Genomic DNA, 22811 nt, shown 5'->3' with positions numbered 1-22811 from the left:
TAACTTATTGACTTTCATTATAAGCAAAGCGATTTGTGGACATTTTTTGTCCGCGCCAATCATGACCGGGAGGTGGGTTTTGCAACGAGCACGTTGTTATCTACTGGGTGAGCGAGCGGTGGTGCTGGAGCTGGCCCCCCCCGTTTCACTCGCCAGCCAGCAGCGCATCTGGGGACTGTGCCAGCGCCTGCAGCACAATGAACAGGTTCAGGAAGTGATTCCGGGGATGAATAACCTGACGCTGCTACTGCGCGATCCGCAATTGAATGCGCTGGATGCCATTGAGCGTCTTCAGCGCTGGTGGGAAGAGAGTGAGGAACAGATTCCTGAATCACGTCGGGTGGAGATTCCGGTGGTGTACGGTGGCGCGGGTGGCCCCGATCTGCAAGTGGTGGCTGAGGGGGCCAGCCTGTCGCCAAAACAGGTCGTCGAGCTGCACAGCAGTGTTGATTACGTGGTCTATTTCATCGGCTTCCAGCCTGGTTTTCCCTATCTCGGCGGCTTGGATGAACGTCTGCACACGCCGCGCCGTGCTGAACCGCGAGTTATCGTTCCCAGTGGATCAGTCGGCATCGGTGGCAGTCAGACGGGTATCTACCCATTGGCCGCACCTGGCGGTTGGCAGCTAATTGGCCATACGCCCGTCAGCCTGTTTGACCCCTTACAACACCCGCCGACACTGCTGCGCCCCGGTGACAGCGTGCGCTTTGTGCCGCAACCGGAGGGCGTATGTTAAACATTCTACGCGCCGGATTGATGACCTCGATTCAGGATCAGGGCCGTACCGGCTGGCGGCAATATGGCATTAGCGTTAGCGGCGCTCTCGATCAACCCTCAATGCGCACCGCCAATATGCTGGTGGGCAACCCGGAAGAGAGCGCGGTATTAGAGATTGTGCTCGGCCAGTTCAAAGCGGAATTCAAACGTGACGGCTGGTTTGCACTCACTGGGGCGGGCTGTAATGCCGATCTGGATGGCAAACCGGTGTGGACTGGCTGGCGACTGCCGGTGAAAAAAGGTCAGGTGCTGTCCCTGGCGATGCCGGTGCGCGGTATGCGCAGTTATCTGGCGGTCAATGGCGGTTTCGCCATTGATGAGATGCTCGGTTCACACAGTACCGATCTCAAAGCGGCTTTTGGCGGTTTCCAGGGCCGTAAGCTGCAGGATGGCGATCAGCTGCCGTTGGGCAAACCCTCCCGCACCTTCACAGGCAAAGCGGGCGTTCGTCAGTTGTTGTGGGGCAACCGCATTCGCGCTTTACCGGGCCCGGAGTATAACGAGTTCACGCGCGAAGCGCAGGAAGGTTTCTGGCGCAGCCCGTGGAAGCTGAGTCCGCAGAGCAATCGTATGGGTTACCGCATGCAGGGGCGTCAATTGCAGCGTAAAGCCACGCGTGATTTGTTGTCACATGGGTTAGTGCCCGGCGTGGTGCAGGTGCCGCCTAATGGCCAACCGATTGTGCTCATGGCCGATGCGCAAACTACCGGCGGTTATCCGCGTATCGCCTGTGTTATCGAAGCTGACCTGTATCAACTGGCGCAGATTCGACTCGGCGAACCGATTCACTTTATCCATTGCACTCTGGAAGAAGCGCTGCTGGCGAAGCAGCATCAACAGCGCTCCTTTGACCAAATTGCCTGGGGGCTTGCACATGAAGATTGATCTTAACGCTGACCTCGGCGAAGGCAGCGCCAGCGATCAGGAACTGCTGACGCTGGTGAGTTCGGCCAACATTGCCTGTGGTTTTCACGCTGGTGATGCGCAAACCATGCTGCAATCGGTGCGCTGGGCCAAAGCCTCGGGTGTGGCGATTGGTGCCCATCCCAGCTTCCCGGATCGCGAAAATTTTGGTCGCACCGCGATGCAGTTGCCACCGGAAACGGTGTATGCGCAGATGATCTATCAGATCGGCGCACTGAAGAGCATCGCCGAAAGTGAAGGTGAGCGTTTAGTGCATGTGAAGCCACACGGCATGCTGTACAACCAGGCCGCGGCGGACGCAACGCTCGCCGACGCGATTGCCCGCGCGGTGAAAGCGATCGATCCCGCATTGATTCTGGTCGGTCTGGCGGGCAGTGCTTCCATCAAGGCGGCTGCGCATCATGGCTTGCGCACGCGGGAGGAGGTGTTCGCCGACCGTGGCTATCTGGCAACCGGCGCACTGGTGCCGCGCAGCCAGCCAGGCGCGATGATTGAAGAAGCCGAGCAGGCGCTGGCGCAAACGCTCACTATGGTGCAGCAGCGTCAGGTGAAGAGTATCAGCGGGGAGTGGGTGCCGGTGAATGCAGAAACCGTGTGTCTGCATGGCGATGGTGCACACGCGCTGCAATTTGCGCGCACGTTGCGTGCGGCTTTTGCTAACCATCAAATTACTGTGACCAGCGCATGACAAATAACAACTCGCCCGATCTGTATCGGGCTTTTTATTTCTGATGAGGGGAAAAACATGGATAACGTGGTCAATCTCTGGCCGTTACTCGGCATTGCCGCCATCGTTCTGGGATTCGTGTTGCGCTTTAACCCGGTGCTGGTGGTGATTGTTGCCGGTTTTGTGACCGGCCTGGCCGCGCATCTGCCGCTGGCCGATATTCTGGAGAAACTTGGTTCCGGCTTCCTGAACACCCGCAACTTGCCGCTGATTTTGCTGCTGCCGCTGGCCGTGATCGGTTTGCTGGAGCGCCACGGTTTGAAGGAGCGCGCACAAAGCTGGATCGCGCAGATCAAAACCGCGACGGCGGGCCGTTTGCTGATTGTCTATCTGTTCGTGCGTGAAATCACCGCAGCACTCGGTTTAACCAGCCTCGGAGGTCATCCGCAGATGGTGCGTCCACTGCTGGCACCGATGGCAGAAGGCGCCACAGAAAACCGCTATGGTGAAGTGCCCGATGAAGTGCGCCATCGCTTGCGCGCCATGTCGGCAGCCACCGATAACGTCGGGCTGTTCTTTGGTGAAGATATCTTTGTCGCATTCGGCGCGATTATCTTCATGCACAACTTTATGCAGGAGTCGGCAGGCATTAGCACCGAGCCGCTGCATATCGCTTTGTGGGGTATTCCCACCGCACTCTGTGCCTTCCTGATCCATTCGGCGCGACTGGTGCGCCTTGACCGCCAGCTGGCGCGTGAATTGGGTGCCATTAATCAGCAGGCGTTGCACGCCAAAGGCGGGAAATAATGTTTCAGCAACAATATCTGATGTGGCTGGCAGGGGTGATCCTGCTGGTGGTCGCCGTTCTCTCCTGGCGTGATGCGGCTAACCCAAGACGCTTTACGACCGGTTTATTCTGGGCGCTGTATGGCCTGATGTTCCTGATTGGTGATGGTGCTTATCAACTGATGGGGCAGTGGGCAGGCGATGCCGCTGCGGGTAAACGCATGCTGCACATTGGCGTCGGCATTGCGGTGGTGTTGATGGCGTTAATTGCCGGTTTCGGCGGCGTGCGTCTCGGCAGCTATCATCAGCGCAGCGATCAGCAGAAGCGCGAAAGTGCGAAGCGTTTGCGTAATAAGCTGTTTTTGCCCGCGCTGGCGATTCCGGTGGTCACCGTGATTGGTGTGCTGGCGTTTAACAACATCCCTGGCTTGCAAGATGCTGTGTTTGGCCCGGGTAATCATTCAACGCTGGTGACCCTGTTCTCGATGATGGTCGGCTGCGTGCTGGGCTGGATCATCGCGCTGCAAATCACCCATGAAAAACCGCTGCAGTCGATGCAGGAAACTCGCCGCCTGCTGGATGCAGTGGGTTGGGCATTTATTCTGCCGCAAATTCTTGCCACGCTCGGTCTGTTATTCACCAGCGCGGGCGTCGGCACTGCGATTTCACATCTGACTGAACAGTATCTGGCAGTGGACAATCGCCTGATTGCGGTCGCGGTGTATGCGATTGGCATGGCACTGCTGACCATGGTGATGGGTAATGCGTTTGCCGCCTTCCCGATAGTGACGGCTGGCATTGGGATTCCTATTCTGGTGCTGCAACACGGCGGCAATCCGGCGGTCATGGCGGCAATTGGCATGTTTTCTGGCTATTGCGGCACCTTGATGACGCCGATGGCGGCGAACTTCAACATCGTACCCGCGCGCTTACTGGAGTTGCCGGATCGAAACGGGGTGATCAAGGCTCAGGTGCCAACCGGTGTGCTACTGTTATTGGTCAATGTCTTCCTGCTCTACTTCCTGATGTTCTTATGAGGTCGCAATGAAAACGGTATTGATGACGGCGTTTGAGCCGTTCGGTGGCGAAACCATTAACCCTTCATGGGAAGCGGTGCGCAGTTTTGACGGTAAAGAGATTGCCGGAGCCCGAATTGTGGTGCGCCAGCTACCCGTGGTGTTTGCCACCTGCGGAAAGGTGCTAACGCAAGCGCTGGATGAGATTCAACCTGACCGAGTATTGTGCGTGGGCCAGGCCGGTGGGCGTGTTGATATCACCGTCGAACGTGTGGCGATCAACGTGGATGATGCGCGTATTCCCGACAACGATCAGCAGCAGCCGATCGACCAGCCCATCGTGATGGATGGACCTGCCGCCTATTTTTCCACCTTACCGATTAAAGCGATGGTTGCAGCACTGCGCGAAGTGGGTGTGCCGGCCTCGGTATCGCAAACGGCCGGGACATTTACCTGTAACCACGTGATGTACAGTCTGTTGCACTGGCTGAAGACCACCAACAGTCCGGCGCGCGGGGGCTTTATTCATATTCCCTATATGCCAGAACAGGCGGTGAACCATCCCGGCGTCGCCAGTATGGCGACGGCCAGCGTGATCCTGGCGCTGGAAACCTCGTTGCAGGTGATGCTGAGCACTGAAAATGACATCCGCGTGGTCGGTGGATCGACGCATTAACAGGAGACGTTATGCCTGAAGGACCGGAGATCCGCCGTGCGGCGGATCAACTGGCAGCGGCGATGGAAGGCAGGCCACTCACTGATGTGTGGTTTGCCTTTCCTGAACTGAAAACCTACGAACCGGCACTAATGGGTGAAACCATTACGGCTTTTGAAACACGTGGCAAAGCACTGCTGACGCATTTTTCGAATGGCTTAATTCTCTATAGCCATAATCAATTGTACGGCGTGTGGCGTGTGGTGCCGACCGGCACTGAACCCAACACTTCGCGGCAGTTGCGCGTACGGCTGGCAAACGCCGAACAGACCATCCTGCTCTATAGCGCTTCGGATATTGAACTGCTCAATGCAGATACCGTCGGCGCACATCCCTTTCTGCAGCGCGTGGGGCCTGATGTGCTCGATGCCACTTTAACGGTGGCAGAGGTGCGTGAGCGGCTGCTATCGCCGCGTTTTCGTCGCCGTCAGTTCAGCGGATTGTTACTCGATCAGGCCTTTCTGGCGGGATTGGGTAACTATTTGCGTGTGGAGATTTTATGGCATGCCGGATTGCTGGCGTCGCATCGGGCGCAGGATCTCACTGAGGCACAGCTCAATGCATTAAGTGAGGCGATGCTGGCGGTGCCACGTTTGTCGTATCAGATGCGCGGCAGTATGAAGAAATACCATGCCGATGCGGCGTTTCGCTTTGAGGTGTTTCATCGCCAGGGCAAGAGATGTCGGCGCTGCGGCACGCTGATTGAGAAAGGCACGCTATCGTCGCGGCCATTTTACTGGTGCCCGGGATGTCAGTTTTGACCCCATAATGCGAACAATAAAAAAGCTGCCATCTCAATGAAATGGCAGCCTTTCTTTCACACTCATTTAGCTGTGGGTTACTTTTTCAGCGCCGAGTTAAATGGACGCTCGGTGTAACCGGTATACAGCTGACGTGGACGCGCAATCTTCATGCCTTCGTCGTGCATCTCTTTCCAGTGTGCAATCCAACCCACGGTACGCGCCATCGCGAAGATAACGGTAAACATGGAAGAAGGAATACCCATCGCTTTCAGAATAATGCCAGAGTAGAAATCGACGTTTGGATAGAGTTTACGCTCGATGAAGTACGGGTCGTTCAGCGCGATATGTTCCAGCTCCATCGCCACTTCCAGCAGGTCATCTTTCATACCCAACTCATTCAGCACTTCGTGACAGGTTTCACGCATCACGGTGGCGCGAGGGTCATAGTTTTTGTAAACACGGTGACCGAAGCCCATCAGACGGAACGAATCGTTTTTATCTTTCGCGCGACGTACGAATTCTGGGATGTGCTCAACGGTGCTGATCTCTTCCAGCATACGCAGGGTAGCTTCGTTGGCGCCACCGTGTGCCGGTCCCCACAGTGAAGCGATACCCGCAGCGATACAGGCAAATGGGTTTGCACCAGAAGAACCGGCGGTACGCACGGTTGAGGTAGAGGCGTTCTGCTCATGATCAGCATGCAGAATCAGAATACGGTCCATGGCGCGTTCCAGCACCGGGTTCACTTTGTACTCTTCACACGGTGTGGCGAACATCATATGCAGGAAGTTGCCTGCGTAGGACAGGTCGTTACGTGGGTAAACGAACGGCTGACCAATCGAATATTTGTAGCACATCGCTGCCATGGTCGGCATTTTGGACAGCAGGCGGAAGGCAGCGATTTCACGGTGACGTTCAATGTTGACGTCTAAGGAGTCGTGATAGAACGCCGCCAGGGCGCCAGTGACACCACACATTACCGCCATCGGATGCGAGTCGCGGCGGAAGCCATGGAACAGTCGGGTGATTTGCTCGTGGATCATGGTGTGGCGGGTAACGGTGGTGCGGAATTCTTCAAACTGGGCTTGGGTCGGAGCTTCGCCATTCAGCAGGATGTAACACACTTCGAGGTAGTTGGAGTGGGTTGCCAGTTCGGAAATCGGGAAGCCGCGGTGTAACAGAATGCCTTCATCACCATCAATAAAAGTGATTTTAGATTCGCATGACGCAGTAGAGGTGAAACCGGGATCGAAAGTGAACAGGCCGTGAATGCCAAGTGTGCGGACATCAACAACGTCTTGTCCCAGCGTACCTTGCATCACATCCAGTTCAACGGAAGCATTATCTTGTAGGGTTAGCGTCACTTTTTTATCTGTCATTTTTCGTCTCCATAGCGCCTTAGTAGGTAAGGATCTTAGACACCAGAATAGCCTTCATGTTGTATAAAACCACAATCTTCACAGTATCACTCTGCGGTAACGTTTGTCGTGCAGGGTTACAGGGAGATGTATTAGGGCCAGTCGGTGGCGTTCGGGCATGACATGCTGAACAGCGCGGATGTTAAAGATCCTGTCACGACATAACTTCTTGGTAACCAATAACCTGATGCTTTGTGTTGCTCGTAAAGGCAATGTTACATAACTTGAGCTTAGGGGAAAGTGTATCCCCATAACTTTTGTGCATCATAGGGCTTTAATGCGTTTGTTTGTAACTGAAATGTTGATCTTTTGTCAAATCAGATAATTAAAAATGTATGAATTGTGAAATTCGTGAGTCGGATCACTGTTCAGCCTAAATGTGACCAAAGAGATTGTAGGGGAATTGTAATCAGAATGTGATCCTCCTATACTGCCGCCAGGTCTCCGGAATACCCTGACACCAGGAGCCACCCAGCGTTTTTTTCGCTTCACTTAACACTGGATGTTGCTTTTTTGGTGGCGGTTGCAGTCTGAACACGCGCTGTGCTCTGATGCGACTCAGGTCCGGAGGAAGCAAAATAAAAAAGAGCTGTGTGGGCAAAACCGTGAAAAAACAAAGACCTGTTAACTTGGATCTCTCGACGATCCGGTTTCCCGTTACTGCAATATCGTCCATTCTCCACCGCGTCTCCGGCGTGATCACCTTTGTCGCTCTCGGAATACTGCTCTGGTTACTGGGTCTCTCTCTCTCTTCTCCTGAAGGCTTCCAGCAAGCGGCTTCCATCATGGACAGCTTCTTCGCCAAATTCATCATGTGGGGCATCCTGACTGCGCTGGCGTACCACGTCGTGGGCGGTATTCGTCATATGCTGGCTGATTTTGGCTTTATGGAAGAAACCCTGCAGGTGGGAACCCGTTCCGCGCAAGCGGCTTTTGGTATCACTGTCGTGCTCTCAATTTTGGCTGGAGTCCTCGTATGGTAAGCAATGCTTCTGCATTAGGACGCAACGGTATTCATGACTGGCTGTTACTGCGTGCTGCTGCAATCTTAATGACGCTCTACATCATCTACCTCCTTGGTTTTGTGGTGATGACCGGCACCCTGACCTATGACGCCTGGCACGGCTTCTTCGCCTCTGCCTTCACGAAAGTGTTTACGATACTGACGCTGTTCTCGATTCTGGTCCACGGCTGGATTGGTATGTGGCAGGTCCTGACCGACTACGTTAAACCAGTAGCAACCCGCTTGCTGCTGCAGTTTGTGATTGTAGTCGCGCTGTTGTCGTATGCCGTTTATGGAATCGTTGTTGTGTGGGGTGTGTAAATGAGTTTGCCAGTCAGAGAATTTGATGCCGTGGTGATCGGCGCGGGTGGCGCGGGAATGCGCGCGGCTCTGCAAATCTCCCAATCGGGCCAGACTTGTGCCCTGTTATCCAAAGTTTTCCCAACCCGTTCTCATACCGTATCGGCGCAGGGCGGTATTACCGTTGCGCTGGGTAACACCCATGAAGATAACTGGGAATGGCATATGTACGATACCGTCAAAGGCTCCGACTATATCGGTGACCAGGACGCGATCGAGTATATGTGTCACGTCGGTCCGGAAGCGATTCTGGAACTGGAACACATGGGTCTGCCTTTCTCCCGTCTTGATGACGGCCGCGTATATCAGCGTCCGTTTGGTGGTCAGTCGAAGAACTTCGGCGGTGAGCAGGCGGCGCGTACCGCTGCGGCAGCCGACCGTACTGGTCACGCACTGCTGCATACCCTGTATCAGCAGAACCTGAAAAACAAAACCACCATCTTCTCCGAATGGTATGCGCTGGATCTGGTGAAAAATGAAGACGGTGCGATTGTCGGCTGTACCGCTATCTGCATGGAAACCGGTGAAACCGTTTACTTCAAAGCGAAAGCGACCATTCTGGCAACGGGCGGTGCAGGCCGTATTTACCAGTCCACTACTAACGCGCACATCAACACCGGTGACGGCGTAGGTATGGCGCTGCGTGCCGGTGTGCCGGTGCAGGATATGGAAATGTGGCAGTTCCACCCAACCGGTATCGCCGGTGCGGGTGTGCTGGTCACTGAAGGTTGCCGTGGTGAAGGTGGATACCTGCTGAACAAACACGGCGAACGCTTCATGGAGCGTTATGCGCCAAACGCCAAAGATCTGGCAGGTCGTGACGTGGTCGCACGCTCCATGATGGTGGAAATTCGTGAAGGCCGTGGTTGTGACGGTCCATGGGGCCCGCACATCAAGCTGAAACTCGATCATCTGGGCGCAGAAGTTTTGGAATCGCGTCTGCCGGGTATCCTTGAGCTGTCGCGTACCTTTGCGCACGTCGATCCGGTTAAAGAGCCGATTCCGGTTATTCCAACCTGCCACTACATGATGGGCGGCGTGCCGACCAAAGTGACCGGTCAGGCGCTGCGCGTGAACGAGCAGGGTGAAGACGAAGTGATTCCGGGCCTGTTCGCGGTAGGCGAAATTGCTTGTGTATCAGTACACGGCGCTAACCGTCTCGGCGGTAACTCGTTGCTCGACCTGGTGGTATTTGGCCGCGCGGCGGGTGTGCACCTGCTGGAGTGTCTGGAAGAGCAGGGTGAACTGCGCGAAGCCACGCAGGAAAACATTGATGCCGCCATGGCGCGCTTCAACCGCTGGGAAAACAACACCACGGGTGAAGATCCGGTTGAAATCCGTAAAGCGTTGCAGCGTTGCATGCAGAACAACTTCTCGGTATTCCGCGAAGGTGATGCGATGCGTGAAGGTCTGGAAGAGCTGAAAGTGATTCGTGAACGTCTGAAGTCAGCGCGTCTTGATGACCGTTCGCCAGATTTCAACACCCAACGTATCGAGTGCCTTGAGCTGGATAACCTGATGGAAACCGCGTACGCCACGGCGGTCGCTGCAAACTTCCGTACCGAAAGCCGTGGCGCACACAGCCGCTTCGACTACCCGGAACGTGATGATGCTAACTGGCTGTGTCACAGCCTCTATGTTCCGCAAACGGAAAGCATGACGCGCCGTGAGGTGAACATGCAACCGAAACTGCGTGCGGCCTTCCCGCCGAAAGCGCGTACCTACTAATTGCGGAGATCATCATGAGACTCGAATTTTCTATCTATCGTTACAACCCGGAAGTCGATGACAAACCGCGTATGCAGGAATACACGCTGGAGTCAGAAGACGGTCGTGACATGATGTTGCTGGACGCGTTGATTCGTCTGAAAGAGAAGGACCCAACGCTGGCCTTCCGTCGCTCATGCCGTGAAGGTGTTTGCGGTTCTGACGGCCTCAACATGAACGGCAAAAACGGCTTGGCCTGCATCACGCCAGTCTCCGCGCTGGGTAATGGCACGAAGAAAATTGTTATCCGTCCACTGCCTGGTTTGCCGGTGATCCGCGACCTCGTCGTTGATATGGGACAATTCTATACGCAGTATGAGAAGATTAAGCCTTTCCTGTTGAATAATGGGGAAAATCCGCCAGCACGCGAGCATCTGCAGACCCCGGCAGACCGTGAGCACCTGGATGGATTGTACGAGTGTATTCTGTGCGCTTGCTGCTCGACCTCGTGCCCATCGTTCTGGTGGAACCCGGACAAGTTCATCGGTCCGGCAGGTTTGTTAGCCGCTTACCGTTTCCTGATCGACAGCCGCGATACCGAAACCGATGCGCGTCTGGACAATCTGAACGATGCTTTCAGTGTATTCCGCTGTCACAGCATCATGAACTGTGTGAGCGTGTGCCCGAAAGGACTAAACCCGACGCGCGCTATCGGCCATATTAAGTCGATGCTGCTGCAACGCGGGGCGTAACACACTGAAGTCACTGTCCGGGAACTTAAGGTTCCCGGCAGTTTACGGAAGCCTTTATAAGCGCGGTACTGACCACGCTTATAAAGGTTCCCTTACGGGCCAGGCGCCGGTTGCGCACAGGTTCGTATCGCTGAACTCACTACGGCAAGCCGCGAAAGCGGCAACAAATGAAACCTCATAAAAAGCAGATTAATGCTTAAGGGATCACAATGCAGAACAGCGCGATGAAACCCTGGCTGGACTCCTCCTGGCTGGCCGGCGCGAACCAATCCTACATAGAGCAACTCTATGAGGATTTCCTGACCGATCCTGACTCAGTTGATGAAATGTGGCGCGAGCTGTTCCAACAGCTGCCCGGCACTGGCGTGAAACCTGAGCAGTTTCACTCCACCACGCGTGATTACTTCCGCCGCCTGGCAAAAGATGCGACCCGCTACACATCCTCAGTCACCGATCCGGCTACTAATTCCAAACAGGTTAAAGTGCTGCAGCTGATCAATGCGTTCCGCTTCCGCGGCCATCAGCACGCTAACCTCGATCCGCTCGGCCTGTGGAAACAGGATCGGGTGGCGGATCTTGACCCTTCTTATCACGATCTCACCGACGCCGATTTTCAGGAAAGCTTTAACGTAGGTTCCTTTGCCATTGGTAAAGAGACCATGAAGCTGGCTGATCTGTTCGCGGCGCTGCAGCAGACCTATTGTGGCTCGATTGGTGCAGAGTACATGCACATCAACAACACCGATGAGAAACGCTGGATTCAGCAGCGTCTGGAATCGGTGGTCGGCCATGCGTCATTCAGCAGCGACGAGAAAAAAGGTTTCCTGAAAGAGCTGACCGCGGCTGAAGGTCTGGAAAAATACCTCGGCGCGAAATTCCCGGGTGCAAAACGCTTCTCACTGGAAGGCGGTGATGCTCTGGTGCCGATGCTGCGCGAAATGATTCGCCATGCAGGCAAAAGCGGTACGCGTGAAGTGGTACTGGGGATGGCACACCGTGGTCGTCTCAACGTCCTGATCAACGTACTGGGTAAAAAGCCACAGGATCTGTTTGACGAATTCTCCGGCAAACACAAAGAGCACCTCGGCACCGGCGACGTGAAGTACCACATGGGCTTCTCGTCTGACGTTGAAACCGAAGGTGGTTTAGTGCACCTGGCGCTGGCGTTTAACCCGTCACACCTCGAAATCGTAAGCCCAGTGGTCATGGGTTCGGTGCGTGCACGTCTGGATCGTCTGGCTGAGCCAAGCAGCAACAAAGTTCTGCCGATCACCATCCACGGTGATGCGGCGGTGATCGGCCAGGGCGTGGTGCAGGAAACCCTGAACATGTCTGCGGCGCGCGGTTACGAAGTGGGCGGTACCGTTCGCATCGTGATTAACAACCAGGTAGGTTTCACCACCTCGAACCCGAAAGATGCGCGTTCAACGCCTTACTGCACCGACATCGGCAAGATGGTGCTGGCGCCAATCTTCCACGTGAATGCGGACGATCCAGAAGCGGTGGCCTTCGTGACTCGCCTGGCGCTGGATTATCGCAACACCTTTAAACGCGACGTGTTTATCGATCTGGTGTGCTACCGCCGTCACGGCCATAACGAAGCGGATGAGCCAAGTGCAACCCAGCCGCTGATGTACCAGAAAATCAAGAAACATCCAACGCCACGTAAGATCTACGCCGATCAGCTGGAGAGCGAAGGTGTGGCGACGTTAGAAGATGCGACCGAACTGGTCAATCTCTACCGTGATGCGTTGGATGAAGGCGAATGCGTGGTGCCAGAATGGCGTCCGATGAGCCTGCACTCCTTCACATGGTCGCCGTACCTGAACCACGAGTGGGATGAAAACTATCCTGCCACGGTTGAGTACAAACGTCTGCAAGAGCTAGCGCGCCGCATCAGCAGCGTACCGGAAGCCGTCGAAGTGCAGTCGCGCGTGGCGAAGATTTACAATGACCGTAAAGAAATGGCGGAAGGCAACAAGCCATTTGACTGGGGCGGCGCGGAAAACCTGGCGTACGCCACGCTGGTTGACGAAGGTATTCCTGTCCGTCTGTCGGGTGAAGACTCCGGCCGTGGCACCTTCTTCCACCGTCATGCGGTGATCCACAACCAAACCAACGGCTCAACCTACACCCCGCTGCACCATGTCCATAACGGCCAGGGTCAGTTCAAGGTCTGGGATTCCGTGCTGTCAGAAGAAGCGGTACTGGCCTTTGAATACGGCTATGCCACCGCAGAACCGCGCGTGCTGACCATTTGGGAAGCGCAGTTCGGCGACTTCGCCAACGGTGCTCAGGTGGTGATCGACCAGTTCATCAGCTCCGGCGAGCAGAAGTGGGGCCGTATGTGTGGCCTCGTGATGCTGCTGCCACACGGTTATGAAGGTCAGGGGCCAGAGCACTCCTCTGCGCGTCTGGAGCGCTATCTGCAACTCTGTGCTGAACAGAACATGCAGGTATGCGTGCCATCAACGCCAGCACAGGTTTACCACATGCTGCGCCGCCAAGCGCTGCGCGGTATGCGCCGTCCGCTGATTGTGATGTCACCGAAATCGCTGTTGCGCCATCCACTGGCGGTCTCCAGCCTGGAAGAGCTGGCCAATGGCAGCTTCCAACCGGCGATTGGCGAGATTGACGATCTAGATCCGAAACAAGTGAAACGCGTGGTGATGTGTTCCGGTAAGGTTTATTACGATCTGCTGGAACAGCGTCGCAAGAATGAGCAGACCGATGTCGCCATCGTGCGTATCGAACAGCTCTATCCGTTCCCGCACAAAGTAGTGCAGGACGTATTGAAAAATTATGCGCATGTGCAGGATTTCGTCTGGTGTCAGGAAGAGCCACTGAACCAGGGCGCATGGTATTGCAGTCAGCATCATTTCCGCGAAGTGGTTCCCTTCGGTGCGTCACTGCGTTACGCAGGTCGTCCGGCTTCTGCTTCACCAGCCGTGGGCTACATGTCCGTACATCAACAACAGCAGCAAGACCTGGTTAACGACGCGCTGAACCTTGGTTAATTAAAAGGAAAGAAAATGAGTAGCGTAGAAATTCTGGTTCCCGATTTGCCTGAATCCGTAGCGGATGCAACGGTTGCAACCTGGCACAAAAAACCCGGCGATGCGGTCAGTCGCGATGAAGTACTGGTTGAGATTGAAACGGACAAAGTTGTGCTTGAAGTGCCTGCTTCAGCAGACGGTGTACTGGAAGCGATTCTGGAAGACGAAGGCGCTACGGTGCTCTCGCGCCAGCTGTTAGGCCGCCTGGTGGAAGGCAACAGCGGTGGTAAAGAGACCTCTGCGAAAGTAGAAACGAAAGAAGCGACACCAGAACAGCGTAAAACCGCGTCTCTGGAAGAAGAGAGCAACGATGCGCTGAGCCCAGCGGTTCGTCGCCTGATCGCTGAAAACAACCTCGACGCGAGCCAGATTAAAGGCACCGGTGTGGGTGGTCGTCTGACGCGTGAAGATGTTGAGAAGCATGTCGCGAAGAAAGCTGACGGCGCGAAAGCGGCGCCTGCAGCAGCGGCCACGGCACCACAGGCTGCTGTGGCTAACCGCAGCGAAAAACGCGTACCAATGACGCGTCTGCGTAAGCGTGTGGCTGAGCGTCTGCTGGAAGCGAAAAACAGCACCGCGATGCTGACCACTTTCAACGAAATCAACATGAAGCCGATCATGGATCTGCGCAAGCAGTACGGCGACGCGTTTGAGAAACGTCACGGTGTGCGTCTGGGCTTCATGTCCTTCTACATCAAAGCGGTGGTTGAAGCCCTGAAACGCTATCCAGAAGTGAACGCTTCTATCGATGGCGAAGATGTGGTTTACCACAACTACTTCGACGTCAGCATCGCGGTGTCTACGCCGCGCGGCCTGGTAACCCCAGTGCTGAAAGATGTTGATGCGCTGAGCATGGCTGACATCGAGAAGAAAATTAAAGAACTGGCGGTGAAAGGCCGTGACGGTAAGCTGACGGTTGACGAGCTGACCGGCGGTAACTTCACCATCACCAACGGCGGTGTGTTCGGTTCCCTGATGTCTACGCCGATCATCAACCCACCGCAGAGCGCGATTCTGGGCATGCACGCGATCAAGGAGCGCCCGATGGCGGTCAATGGTCAGGTTGTGATCCTGCCAATGATGTATCTGGCACTCTCTTATGACCACCGTCTGATCGATGGTCGCGAATCCGTGGGCTATCTGGTCGCGGTGAAAGAGATGCTGGAAGATCCGGCGCGTCTGCTGCTGGACGTCTAATTTTCGCCGGGCGCATCGCACAACGGTGCGCCCAAACTCATATCTGAATGGATAGAACATCATGAACTTACATGAATACCAGGCGAAGCAGTTGTTTGCTCGCTATGGCATGCCAGCTCCAACTGGTTACGCCTGCGCTACGCCACGTGAAGCAGAAGAAGCCGCCTCTAAAATTGGCGCAGGTCCGTGGGTAGTAAAATGTCAGGTACATGCCGGTGGCCGCGGTAAAGCGGGTGGCGTGAAAGTGGTGAACAGCAAGGAAGATATCCGTGCATTTGCTGAGCATTGGTTGGGCAAGCGTCTGGTGACCTACCAAACTGATGCTGATGGCCAGCCGGTAAACCAGATTCTGGTTGAAGCCGCGACTGACATCGACCAGGAACTCTATCTGGGTGCGGTGGTTGACCGTGCTACCCGTCGCGTGATCTTCATGGCTTCCACCGAAGGCGGCGTGGAAATCGAGAAAGTGGCGGAAGAAACCCCGCACCTGATCCACAAAATGGCATTGGATCCGCTGGCCGGACCTCAGCCATACCAGGGTCGTGAGTTGGCGTTCAAACTGGGCCTGTCCGGTAAGCAAGTTAGCCAGTTCACCAAAATCTTCATGGGTCTGGCGACCATGTTCCTGGAACGCGATCTGGCGATGGTTGAGATCAACCCGCTGGTGATCACCAAGCAGGGCGACCTGATCTGCCTCGATGGCAAACTGGGCGCCGACGGTAACGCATTGTTCCGTCAGCCTGAGCTGCGTGAAATGCGCGATCCAAGCCAGGAAGATCCACGTGAAGCACATGCAACACAGTGGGAACTGAACTACGTTGCGCTGGATGGCAACATCGGCTGTATGGTGAACGGTGCCGGTCTGGCAATGGGTACCATGGACATCGTGAAACACCACGGTGGCCAGCCAGCTAACTTCCTTGATGTCGGCGGCGGCGCGACCAAAGAGCGCGTAACCGAAGCCTTCAAAATCATCCTGTCTGACGATGCTGTTAAAGCAGTATTCGTTAACATCTTCGGCGGCATCGTGCGTTGCGACCTGATCGCAGACGGCATCATCGGTGCAGTTGCAGAAGTGGGTGTGAACGTGCCAGTGGTGGTACGTCTGGAAGGTAACAACGCCGAACTGGGCGCGCAGAAACTGGCGGACAGCGGTCTGAACATCATTGCAGCAACCAGCCTGACAGACGCTGCGCAGCGTGTTGTTGCTGCCGCGGAGGGTAAATAATGTCCATTCTTATCGACAAAAACACCAAAGTCATTTGCCAGGGTTTCACCGGTGGCCAGGGGACTTTCCACTCTGAGCAGGCTTTGGCCTATGGTACGCAACTGGTTGGCGGTGTCACGCCAGGCAAAGGCGGCACCACACATCTGGGTCTGCCAGTGTTTAACACCGTGCGTGAAGCGGTAGAAGCCACTGGCGCCACTGCTACCGTGATCTACGTTCCAGCCCCGTTCTGCAAAGACGGTATCCTGGAAGCCATCGACGCAGGCATCAAACTGATCATCACCATCACCGAAGGTATCCCAACGCTGGATATGCTGACCGTGAAAGTGAAGCTGGATGAAGCTGGCGTGCGCATGATTGGCCCGAACTGCCCAGGTGTGATCACCCCAGGCGAATGTAAGATCGGTATCATGCCAGGTCACATTCACCAGCCAGGTCGCGTAGGTATCGTGTCTCGTTCAGGCACCCTGACCTATGAAGCGGTTAAGCAGACCACTGACATCGGCTATGGCCAGTCAACCTGCGTCGGTATCGGTGGTGACCCGATCCCAGGTTCAAACTTCATCGATATCCTGAAAATGTTCCAGGATGACCCACAGACCGAAGTGATCGTCATGATCGGTGAGATCGGTGGTAGCGCGGAAGAAGAAGCCGCAGCCTTCATTAAAGAGCACGTGACTAAGCCGGTTGTCGGCTACATCGCGGGTGTAACTGCACCGAAAGGCAAACGTATGGGCCACGCAGGCGCCATCATTGCTGGTGGTAAAGGCACCGCTGACGAGAAATTCGCCGCGCTGGAAGCGGCCGGTGTGAAAACCGTACGCAGCCTGGCTGACATTGGCGACGCTGTTAAAGCCGTTCTGCCAATCAAATAAGTCATCACTGTTGATGTGCATGAAGCCACCTTCGGGTGGCTTTTTTTATGTCTGGAAGAGAGGGATAGCCAGTGGCAACAGCGCCCTGTGCAGAGGCACACAAAAAGCAGGGAAAAACCGTAACGGAGATACAATCTGCGGCTATGCTTACTGAGTTGGTAAGGTAAAGATAGGAAAATGTGCGTGATCTCACAGGGGAAATTAAACCTGAGTATCCGGTATTAACGTTAAAAAAATACGGGAGAAGTAATTATTTCCTTAATTGCATCACGCGTTCATGACAACTAATTAACAACAACGCTAACACTACATATCTGAAAAATTATTGTCTTAATCCAGATCAATAAAGCGTGAGATATAACAAACTTTACTGCTGGCATCACGCACGACAAACGGTATAAATTGCGCTGCATCAATTCAGTCTTTTCCGCGAATTTTCAGGAGTTTGAGCCAGGCGTTGTTAGCGCAATTCTGCCGCCTTCTTGGATCACACTCCTGCTCGAAACAGATTGAAGCGATCGGTTTTTCGGGAAATTTTCACCACTGTTACTCACTCATTTCGGGCTACAGATTTCTCTGTTCTGTCAGTAATAAAACTGGAATCAATAATCAGTCGTTCCTGGATCTTATTCTGCACGTCAATGTTCGCTGTTTACCGTTGTCAGCCGCAGAGTAAATTCATGCGAGGAGCAAGGAGTCATCATGTTAGATATTGTCGAGCTGTCGCGTTTACAGTTTGCCCTGACGGCGATGTACCATTTCCTGTTCGTCCCCTTAACGCTGGGTATGGCGTTTTTGTTGGCGATCATGGAAACCGTATATGTCCTGACGGGTAAGCAAATTTATAAAGACATGACCAAGTTCTGGGGCAAGTTGTTCGGTATCAACTTTGCGCTGGGTGTCGCAACCGGTCTCACCATGGAGTTTCAGTTCGGGACCAACTGGTCATATTACTCCCACTACGTCGGCGATATCTTTGGTGCGCCGCTCGCCATTGAAGGCTTGATGGCGTTCTTCCTTGAATCCACCTTTGTTGGTCTGTTCTTCTTCGGTTGGGATCGCCTTGGCAAAGTCCAGCACCTGGCGGTAACCTGGCTGGTGGCGCTCGGTTCTAACATGTCTGCGCTGTGGATTCTGGTGGCGAACGGTTGGATGCAAAACCCGATCGCTTCTGAATTCAATTTCGAAACCATGCGCATGGAGATGGTGAGCTTCTCCGAGCTGGTGCTCAACCCGGTTGCGCAGGTGAAATTTGTCCACACTGTGGCGGCAGGTTACACCGCTGGCGCGATGTTCGTGCTGGGTATCAGTGCCTGGTATCTGCTGAAAGGCCGCGATGTGGCTTTCGCTAAGCGCTCATTCGGTATTGCAGCCAGCTTTGGCATGGCCGCGATTCTGTCCGTTATCGTGCTGGGTGATGAATCCGGTTATGAAATGGGTGACGTGCAGAAAACCAAACTGGCGGCAATTGAAGCCGAGTGGGAAACGCAGCCTGCACCTGCGGCCTTCACGCTGTTTGGTATTCCCGATCAGGATTCGCAGGAGAACAAGTACGCGATTCAAATCCCGTATTTGCTCGGGCTGATCGCGACGCGATCGGTGGATACACCGGTCACCGGTCTGAAAGATCTGCTGTCGCAACATGAAGTGCGTATCCGCAACGGCATGAAAGCCTACGCGTTGCTGAATGAACTGCGCGCGGGCAGCAAAGATCCTGCGGTGCGTAGCCAGTTCGAAGCCAGCAAACAGGATCTCGGTTATGGCTTGCTGCTGAAGCGCTACACCCCGGATGTGGCGAATGCGACTGAAGCGCAGATTCAGAAAGCGACACAGGATTCGATTCCACGTGTGGCTCCGCTCTATTTCGCCTTCCGCATCATGGTGCTGTGTGGCGTGTTGCTGCTGGGTATTATCGCTCTGTCATTCCTGAGTGTGATTCGCAACCGCATTGGTAAGAGCCGCTGGCTGCTCAAGGCGGCGCTGTACGGTATTCCGCTGCCATGGATTGCCATTGAATCGGGCTGGTTTGTTGCTGAGTACGGTCGTCAGCCTTGGGCGATTGGTGAAGTGTTGCCAACCGCCGTAGCGAACTCCTCACTGACCGTTGGCGATCTGCTGTTCTCAATGATTCTGATTTGCGGTCTCTACACCATTTTCCTGGTGGCGGAAATGTACCTGATGTTCAAGTTCGCCCGTCTGGGACCCAGCAGCCTGAAGACTGGCCGCTACCATCATGAGACCGTGAAAGCGGCTGCTCAGCCCGTTCGTGGATAAGGAGAGCAACCATGTTTGATTATGAAGTATTGCGCTTTGTCTGGTGGTTGCTGATTGGCGTGCTGCTAATTGGCTTTGCGGTTACCGACGGGTTTGATATGGGGGTCGGTATGCTGACGCGCATCCTTGGCCGTACCGATACCGAACGACGTATCATGATTAACAGCATCGCCCCGCACTGGGACGGCAACCAGGTATGGCTGATCACCGCGGGTGGCGCGCTGTTTGCCGCCTGGCCAATGGTTTACGCCGCCGCGTTTTCCGGCTTCTATGTGGCGATGATTTTGGTGCTGGCTTCGCTGTTCTTCCGCCCGGTGGGTTTTGACTACCGTTCGAAGATTGAGGACATGCGCTGGCGCAACACCTGGGACTGGGGCATTTTCATCGGCAGCTTTGTACCACCACTGGTGATTGGCGTGGCCTTCGGCAACTTGCTGCAGGGCGTACCTTTCCATGCGGATGAGTATCTGCGTCTGTTCTACACCGGTAACTTCTTCCAGTTACTCAATCCGTTTGGCTTGCTGGCGGGTGTGATCAGCGTCGCGATGATCCTGACACAAGGTGCGACCTATCTGCAGATGCGTACCAACGGCGATCTGCACCTGCGAGCGCGCGGCACCGCGCAAATCAGTGCGCTGGTGATGATGGTGTGCTTCGTATTAGCCGGTGTGTGGGTGAAATACGGAATAGATGGCTATGTGGTGAAAAGCGTCATCGATCATCACGCTGCATCCAACCCGCTGGGCAAAGAAGTGGTGCGTGAAGCCGGTGCGTGGATGGTGAACTTTGAACAGACGCCAATCCTGTGGCTGTTCCCGCTGCTTGGCGTGGTACTGCCGCTGCTGACCGTGCTCTGTTCGCGCATGGAGAAGGGCGCCTGGGCGTTTGTCTTTTCTTCATTGACGCTGGCATGCGTCATCATGACTGCAGGCATCGCGATGTTCCCGTTCATTATGCCTTCCAGCACCGTGCCGGGCACTAGCCTGACTATGTGGGATGCCACCTCAAGCCTGCTGACGCTGAAAGTGATGACCTTCGCCGCCATCATCTTTGTCCCGATTATCCTCGCCTATACCGCGTGGTGTTATTACAAGATGTTTGGCCGTATCACCAAAGAACACATTGAGAGCAATACGCACTCCCTGTACTGATTAAGGAGATTGAGCATGTGGTATTTTGCCTGGATTCTTGGCACTTTGCTGGCCTGTGCGTTTGGCGTGATCACGGCGCTGGCGATTGAGCAAGCAGAAGAGAGTGGCGCAAAGGATAAACAACACTGATGCGCACACTGATTCAGACGCTGTATCGTCTGATGGACAAGGGCCCGTTACGGGCCCTTTCGCTGATACTGGCGCTGTGGCTGGCGGGCTGTGTTATCTGGCAACCGTCACGCTTTGCCGCCCGCACGAGCGACTTAGCCATCTGGCATGGATTATTGATGATTTGGGCGGTGTGCACCGGCGTGATTCATGGTACGGGCCTCCGTCCATTGCAAACGCGCTGGCGAGCCGTGTTTTCACCGTTGCCTGCGATGATCGTACTGATTCTGGGAATCTATTGGTTCTATCATTGAGCCCCCAAGGCTGTTTTTTATCCGCTTTATTCGGGCGCTGACGTGAGTTTATGTCAGCGCCTGGTCAAGAAATATCCTGAAATTCCTTCCAGTTGTTAACGTGTGATAATTATTTTCTCCTGGCTCTGGCGGACCATTCCCAAGCCGATCTCACTTGCGTATAGTAGCAACGTTTAAAATGAGACCGGGATGTAGAGTGAGTACAACGCTGTTTCGCTGGCCGGTTAGGGTCTATTACGAAGACACCGACGCCGGTGGTGTGGTTTACCACGCCAGTTATCTTGCTTTCTATGAACGAGCACGTACCGAGATGTTGCGCCAGCACCATTTCAATCAACAAGCCCTGTTAGAAGAACAGGTGGCGTTTGTGGTACGACGCATGACGATAGACTTTGTTGCCGCAGCACGTCTTGACGATCTTCTGGATATCCAGAGTGAAGTGACCGCCATGACTCGCGCCACCATGACCTTCTCGCAGCGTATCGTGAATGCAGAAGGCAAAGTGCTGAATGAAGCAGAAGTCCTGATTGCCTGCATCAACCCACATCTAATGAAGCCGATTGCGCTTCCCAAGTCTATTGTCGCGGAGTTCAAGCAGTGACTGACATGAATGTTCTTGATTTGTTCCTGAAGGCGAGCCTTCTGGTCAAACTTATCATGTTGATTTTGATCGGCTTTTCTATTGCCTCATGGGCGATCATTATTCAGCGCACGCGCATCCTGAATGCGGCGGGTCGCGAAGCCGAAGCCTTTGAAGATAAGTTCTGGTCAGGCATCGAGTTATCGCGCCTGTACCAGGAAAGCCAGGGACGCCGCGATGAGCTGGGCGGATCTGAGCAAATTTTCTATTCGGGCTTCAAAGAGTTTGCCCGTTTGCACCGTGCTAACAACCACGCGCCAGAAGCGGTGGTCGAGGGAGCCAGCCGTGCGATGCGCATCTCAATGAACCGTGAACTGGAAGCGCTGGAAAACCACATTCCTTTCCTTGGCACCGTTGGTTCCATCAGCCCGTATATCGGTCTGTTCGGTACGGTGTGGGGGATCATGCACGCCTTTATCGCGCTTGGCGCGGTGAAACAGGCGACGTTGCAGATGGTTGCGCCGGGTATTGCCGAAGCGCTGATCGCCACTGCCATCGGTTTGTTCGCGGCCATTCCTGCCGTTATGGCGTATAACCGTCTGAACCAGCGCGTCAACAAGCTGGAGCAGGGCTACGACAACTTTATGGAAGAGTTCACGGCTATCCTGCATCGTCAGGCTTTCTCCACCGACAACACGAAGTAAGTCGAGGTTAACGATGGCCAGAACCCGTGGTCGCGGGCGCCGCGACCTTAAGTCGGAAATCAACATAGTTCCACTGCTGGACGTACTGTTGGTGTTGCTGCTCATCTTCATGGCAACTGCGCCGATTATTACGCAAAGCGTGGAAGTGGACCTGCCTGATGCGACCGACTCGAAAACGGTCTCAACGGATGATAATCCCCCGGTCATTGTTGAAGTGGCTGGCGTCGGGCAATACAGCCTGGTAGTGGATCACGATCGTATGACGCAGCTGCCGCCGGAACAGGTGGTAAGCGAAGCACAGCGCCGCATTGAAGCCAATCCGAAGACGGTGTTCCTGATTGGTGGAGCGAAAGACGTGCCTTACGACGAAATCATCAAGGCGTTGAACCTGTTACATCAGGCAGGCGTGAAATCTGTCGGTTTGATGACACAGCCGATTTAAAGCGAACCGTTTTT

General features: G+C 54.7%; 23 protein-coding genes. 22 read left to right on the top strand and 1 reads right to left on the bottom strand.

Features of this window, described 5'->3' with window-relative positions:
• Positions 1 to 79: 79 nt before the first annotated feature.
• Genes pxpB through nei form a run of 7 tightly spaced genes read left to right on the top strand, consistent with a single transcriptional unit; the run spans position 80 to position 5646 of the window.
• Positions 80 to 736, top strand: coding sequence for a 5-oxoprolinase subunit PxpB (pxpB, locus tag FD737_RS02245; RefSeq protein WP_160832602.1), 657 nt, complete (start codon positions 80 to 82; stop codon positions 734 to 736).
• Positions 730 to 1662: a 5-oxoprolinase subunit PxpC gene (pxpC, locus tag FD737_RS02240; protein WP_160832601.1), complete on the top strand. Its 933-nt coding sequence runs from the start codon at positions 730 to 732 to the stop codon at positions 1660 to 1662. The genes pxpB and pxpC overlap by 7 nt, the downstream gene beginning before the upstream one ends.
• A complete protein-coding gene (pxpA, locus tag FD737_RS02235) occupies positions 1652 to 2389 on the top strand; it encodes a 5-oxoprolinase subunit PxpA (RefSeq protein ID WP_097117419.1) in 738 nt (245 codons plus the stop codon). The genes pxpC and pxpA overlap by 11 nt, the downstream gene beginning before the upstream one ends.
• Before the next feature lie 57 nt (positions 2390 to 2446).
• Positions 2447 to 3175, top strand: a complete 729-nt coding sequence (locus tag FD737_RS02230; RefSeq protein ID WP_034829137.1) for a DUF969 domain-containing protein — start codon at positions 2447 to 2449, stop codon at positions 3173 to 3175.
• Complete coding sequence (locus FD737_RS02225; protein ID WP_160832600.1) at positions 3175 to 4191, top strand: DUF979 domain-containing protein; 1017 nt, start codon at positions 3175 to 3177, stop codon at positions 4189 to 4191. The genes FD737_RS02230 and FD737_RS02225 overlap by 1 nt, the downstream gene beginning before the upstream one ends.
• A gap of 7 nt (positions 4192 to 4198) precedes the next feature.
• The gene (pcp, locus tag FD737_RS02220) at positions 4199 to 4846 is read left to right on the top strand and encodes a pyroglutamyl-peptidase I (protein WP_058962137.1); all 648 of its coding nucleotides are present in this window, start codon (positions 4199 to 4201) and stop codon (positions 4844 to 4846) included.
• A gap of 11 nt (positions 4847 to 4857) precedes the next feature.
• Positions 4858 to 5646: an endonuclease VIII gene (nei, locus tag FD737_RS02215; RefSeq protein WP_097117417.1), complete on the top strand. Its 789-nt coding sequence runs from the start codon at positions 4858 to 4860 to the stop codon at positions 5644 to 5646.
• A 77-nt stretch (positions 5647 to 5723) separates the two neighbouring features.
• On the opposite strand, the gene FD737_RS02210 is transcribed toward nei, so the two are convergent.
• A complete protein-coding gene (locus FD737_RS02210) occupies positions 5724 to 7007 on the bottom strand; it encodes a citrate synthase (RefSeq protein ID WP_160832599.1) in 1284 nt (427 codons plus the stop codon).
• 632 nt (positions 7008 to 7639) lie between these two features.
• Here FD737_RS02210 and sdhC point away from each other — a divergent pair.
• The 15 genes from sdhC to tolR all read left to right on the top strand — a co-directional run bounded on the left by sdhC (position 7640) and on the right by tolR (position 22797).
• Positions 7640 to 8029 (top strand): succinate dehydrogenase cytochrome b556 subunit, encoded by a 390-nt coding sequence (gene sdhC / locus FD737_RS02205; RefSeq protein WP_034829146.1) that lies wholly within the window; start codon positions 7640 to 7642, stop codon positions 8027 to 8029.
• Complete coding sequence (gene sdhD / locus FD737_RS02200; protein WP_058962135.1) at positions 8023 to 8370, top strand: succinate dehydrogenase membrane anchor subunit; 348 nt, start codon at positions 8023 to 8025, stop codon at positions 8368 to 8370. The genes sdhC and sdhD overlap by 7 nt, the downstream gene beginning before the upstream one ends.
• Positions 8371 to 10137, top strand: coding sequence for a succinate dehydrogenase flavoprotein subunit (sdhA, locus tag FD737_RS02195; protein ID WP_097117416.1), 1767 nt, complete (start codon positions 8371 to 8373; stop codon positions 10135 to 10137).
• Between the two features lie 14 nt (positions 10138 to 10151).
• Positions 10152 to 10868 carry a succinate dehydrogenase iron-sulfur subunit gene (locus FD737_RS02190; protein WP_034829149.1) on the top strand — a complete coding sequence of 239 codons (717 nt, stop codon included), beginning with the start codon at positions 10152 to 10154 and terminating at the stop codon, positions 10866 to 10868.
• 209 nt (positions 10869 to 11077) lie between these two features.
• Positions 11078 to 13885 (top strand): 2-oxoglutarate dehydrogenase E1 component, encoded by a 2808-nt coding sequence (sucA, locus tag FD737_RS02185; RefSeq protein WP_160832598.1) that lies wholly within the window; start codon positions 11078 to 11080, stop codon positions 13883 to 13885.
• Between the two features lie 15 nt (positions 13886 to 13900).
• The gene (gene odhB, locus FD737_RS02180; protein WP_160832597.1) at positions 13901 to 15121 is read left to right on the top strand and encodes a 2-oxoglutarate dehydrogenase complex dihydrolipoyllysine-residue succinyltransferase; all 1221 of its coding nucleotides are present in this window, start codon (positions 13901 to 13903) and stop codon (positions 15119 to 15121) included.
• Positions 15122 to 15182: 61 nt separating this feature from the next.
• Positions 15183 to 16349: an ADP-forming succinate--CoA ligase subunit beta gene (sucC, locus tag FD737_RS02175; RefSeq protein ID WP_097117414.1), complete on the top strand. Its 1167-nt coding sequence runs from the start codon at positions 15183 to 15185 to the stop codon at positions 16347 to 16349.
• Positions 16349 to 17224 (top strand): succinate--CoA ligase subunit alpha, encoded by an 876-nt coding sequence (gene sucD, locus FD737_RS02170; RefSeq protein WP_034829155.1) that lies wholly within the window; start codon positions 16349 to 16351, stop codon positions 17222 to 17224. Before sucC ends, sucD begins: the two co-directional genes overlap by 1 nt.
• A gap of 702 nt (positions 17225 to 17926) precedes the next feature.
• A complete protein-coding gene (gene cydA, locus FD737_RS02165; protein WP_097117413.1) occupies positions 17927 to 19498 on the top strand; it encodes a cytochrome ubiquinol oxidase subunit I in 1572 nt (523 codons plus the stop codon).
• Between the two features lie 11 nt (positions 19499 to 19509).
• Positions 19510 to 20649, top strand: a complete 1140-nt coding sequence (gene cydB / locus FD737_RS02160; protein WP_058962354.1) for a cytochrome d ubiquinol oxidase subunit II — start codon at positions 19510 to 19512, stop codon at positions 20647 to 20649.
• A 15-nt stretch (positions 20650 to 20664) separates the two neighbouring features.
• A complete protein-coding gene (cydX, locus tag FD737_RS02155; RefSeq protein WP_058962355.1) occupies positions 20665 to 20778 on the top strand; it encodes a cytochrome bd-I oxidase subunit CydX in 114 nt (37 codons plus the stop codon).
• Positions 20778 to 21071, top strand: a complete 294-nt coding sequence (gene ybgE / locus FD737_RS02150) for a cyd operon protein YbgE (protein ID WP_160832596.1) — start codon at positions 20778 to 20780, stop codon at positions 21069 to 21071. The genes cydX and ybgE overlap by 1 nt, the downstream gene beginning before the upstream one ends.
• Before the next feature lie 178 nt (positions 21072 to 21249).
• The gene (ybgC, locus tag FD737_RS02145) at positions 21250 to 21672 is read left to right on the top strand and encodes a tol-pal system-associated acyl-CoA thioesterase (protein ID WP_202404442.1); all 423 of its coding nucleotides are present in this window, start codon (positions 21250 to 21252) and stop codon (positions 21670 to 21672) included.
• Positions 21669 to 22355 (top strand): Tol-Pal system protein TolQ, encoded by a 687-nt coding sequence (tolQ, locus tag FD737_RS02140; protein ID WP_034829162.1) that lies wholly within the window; start codon positions 21669 to 21671, stop codon positions 22353 to 22355. The genes ybgC and tolQ overlap by 4 nt, the downstream gene beginning before the upstream one ends.
• 13 nt (positions 22356 to 22368) lie before the next feature.
• Positions 22369 to 22797 (top strand): colicin uptake protein TolR, encoded by a 429-nt coding sequence (gene tolR / locus FD737_RS02135; protein ID WP_034829164.1) that lies wholly within the window; start codon positions 22369 to 22371, stop codon positions 22795 to 22797.
• The last annotated feature ends 14 nt before the right edge of the window (positions 22798 to 22811 follow it).

It is taken from the genome of Pantoea sp. Seng, from assembly GCF_009829935.1.
In the GTDB taxonomy this organism is placed as follows: domain Bacteria; phylum Pseudomonadota; class Gammaproteobacteria; order Enterobacterales; family Enterobacteriaceae; genus Pantoea; species Pantoea communis.
This window is presented reverse-complemented; position numbering and strand designations above follow the sequence as displayed.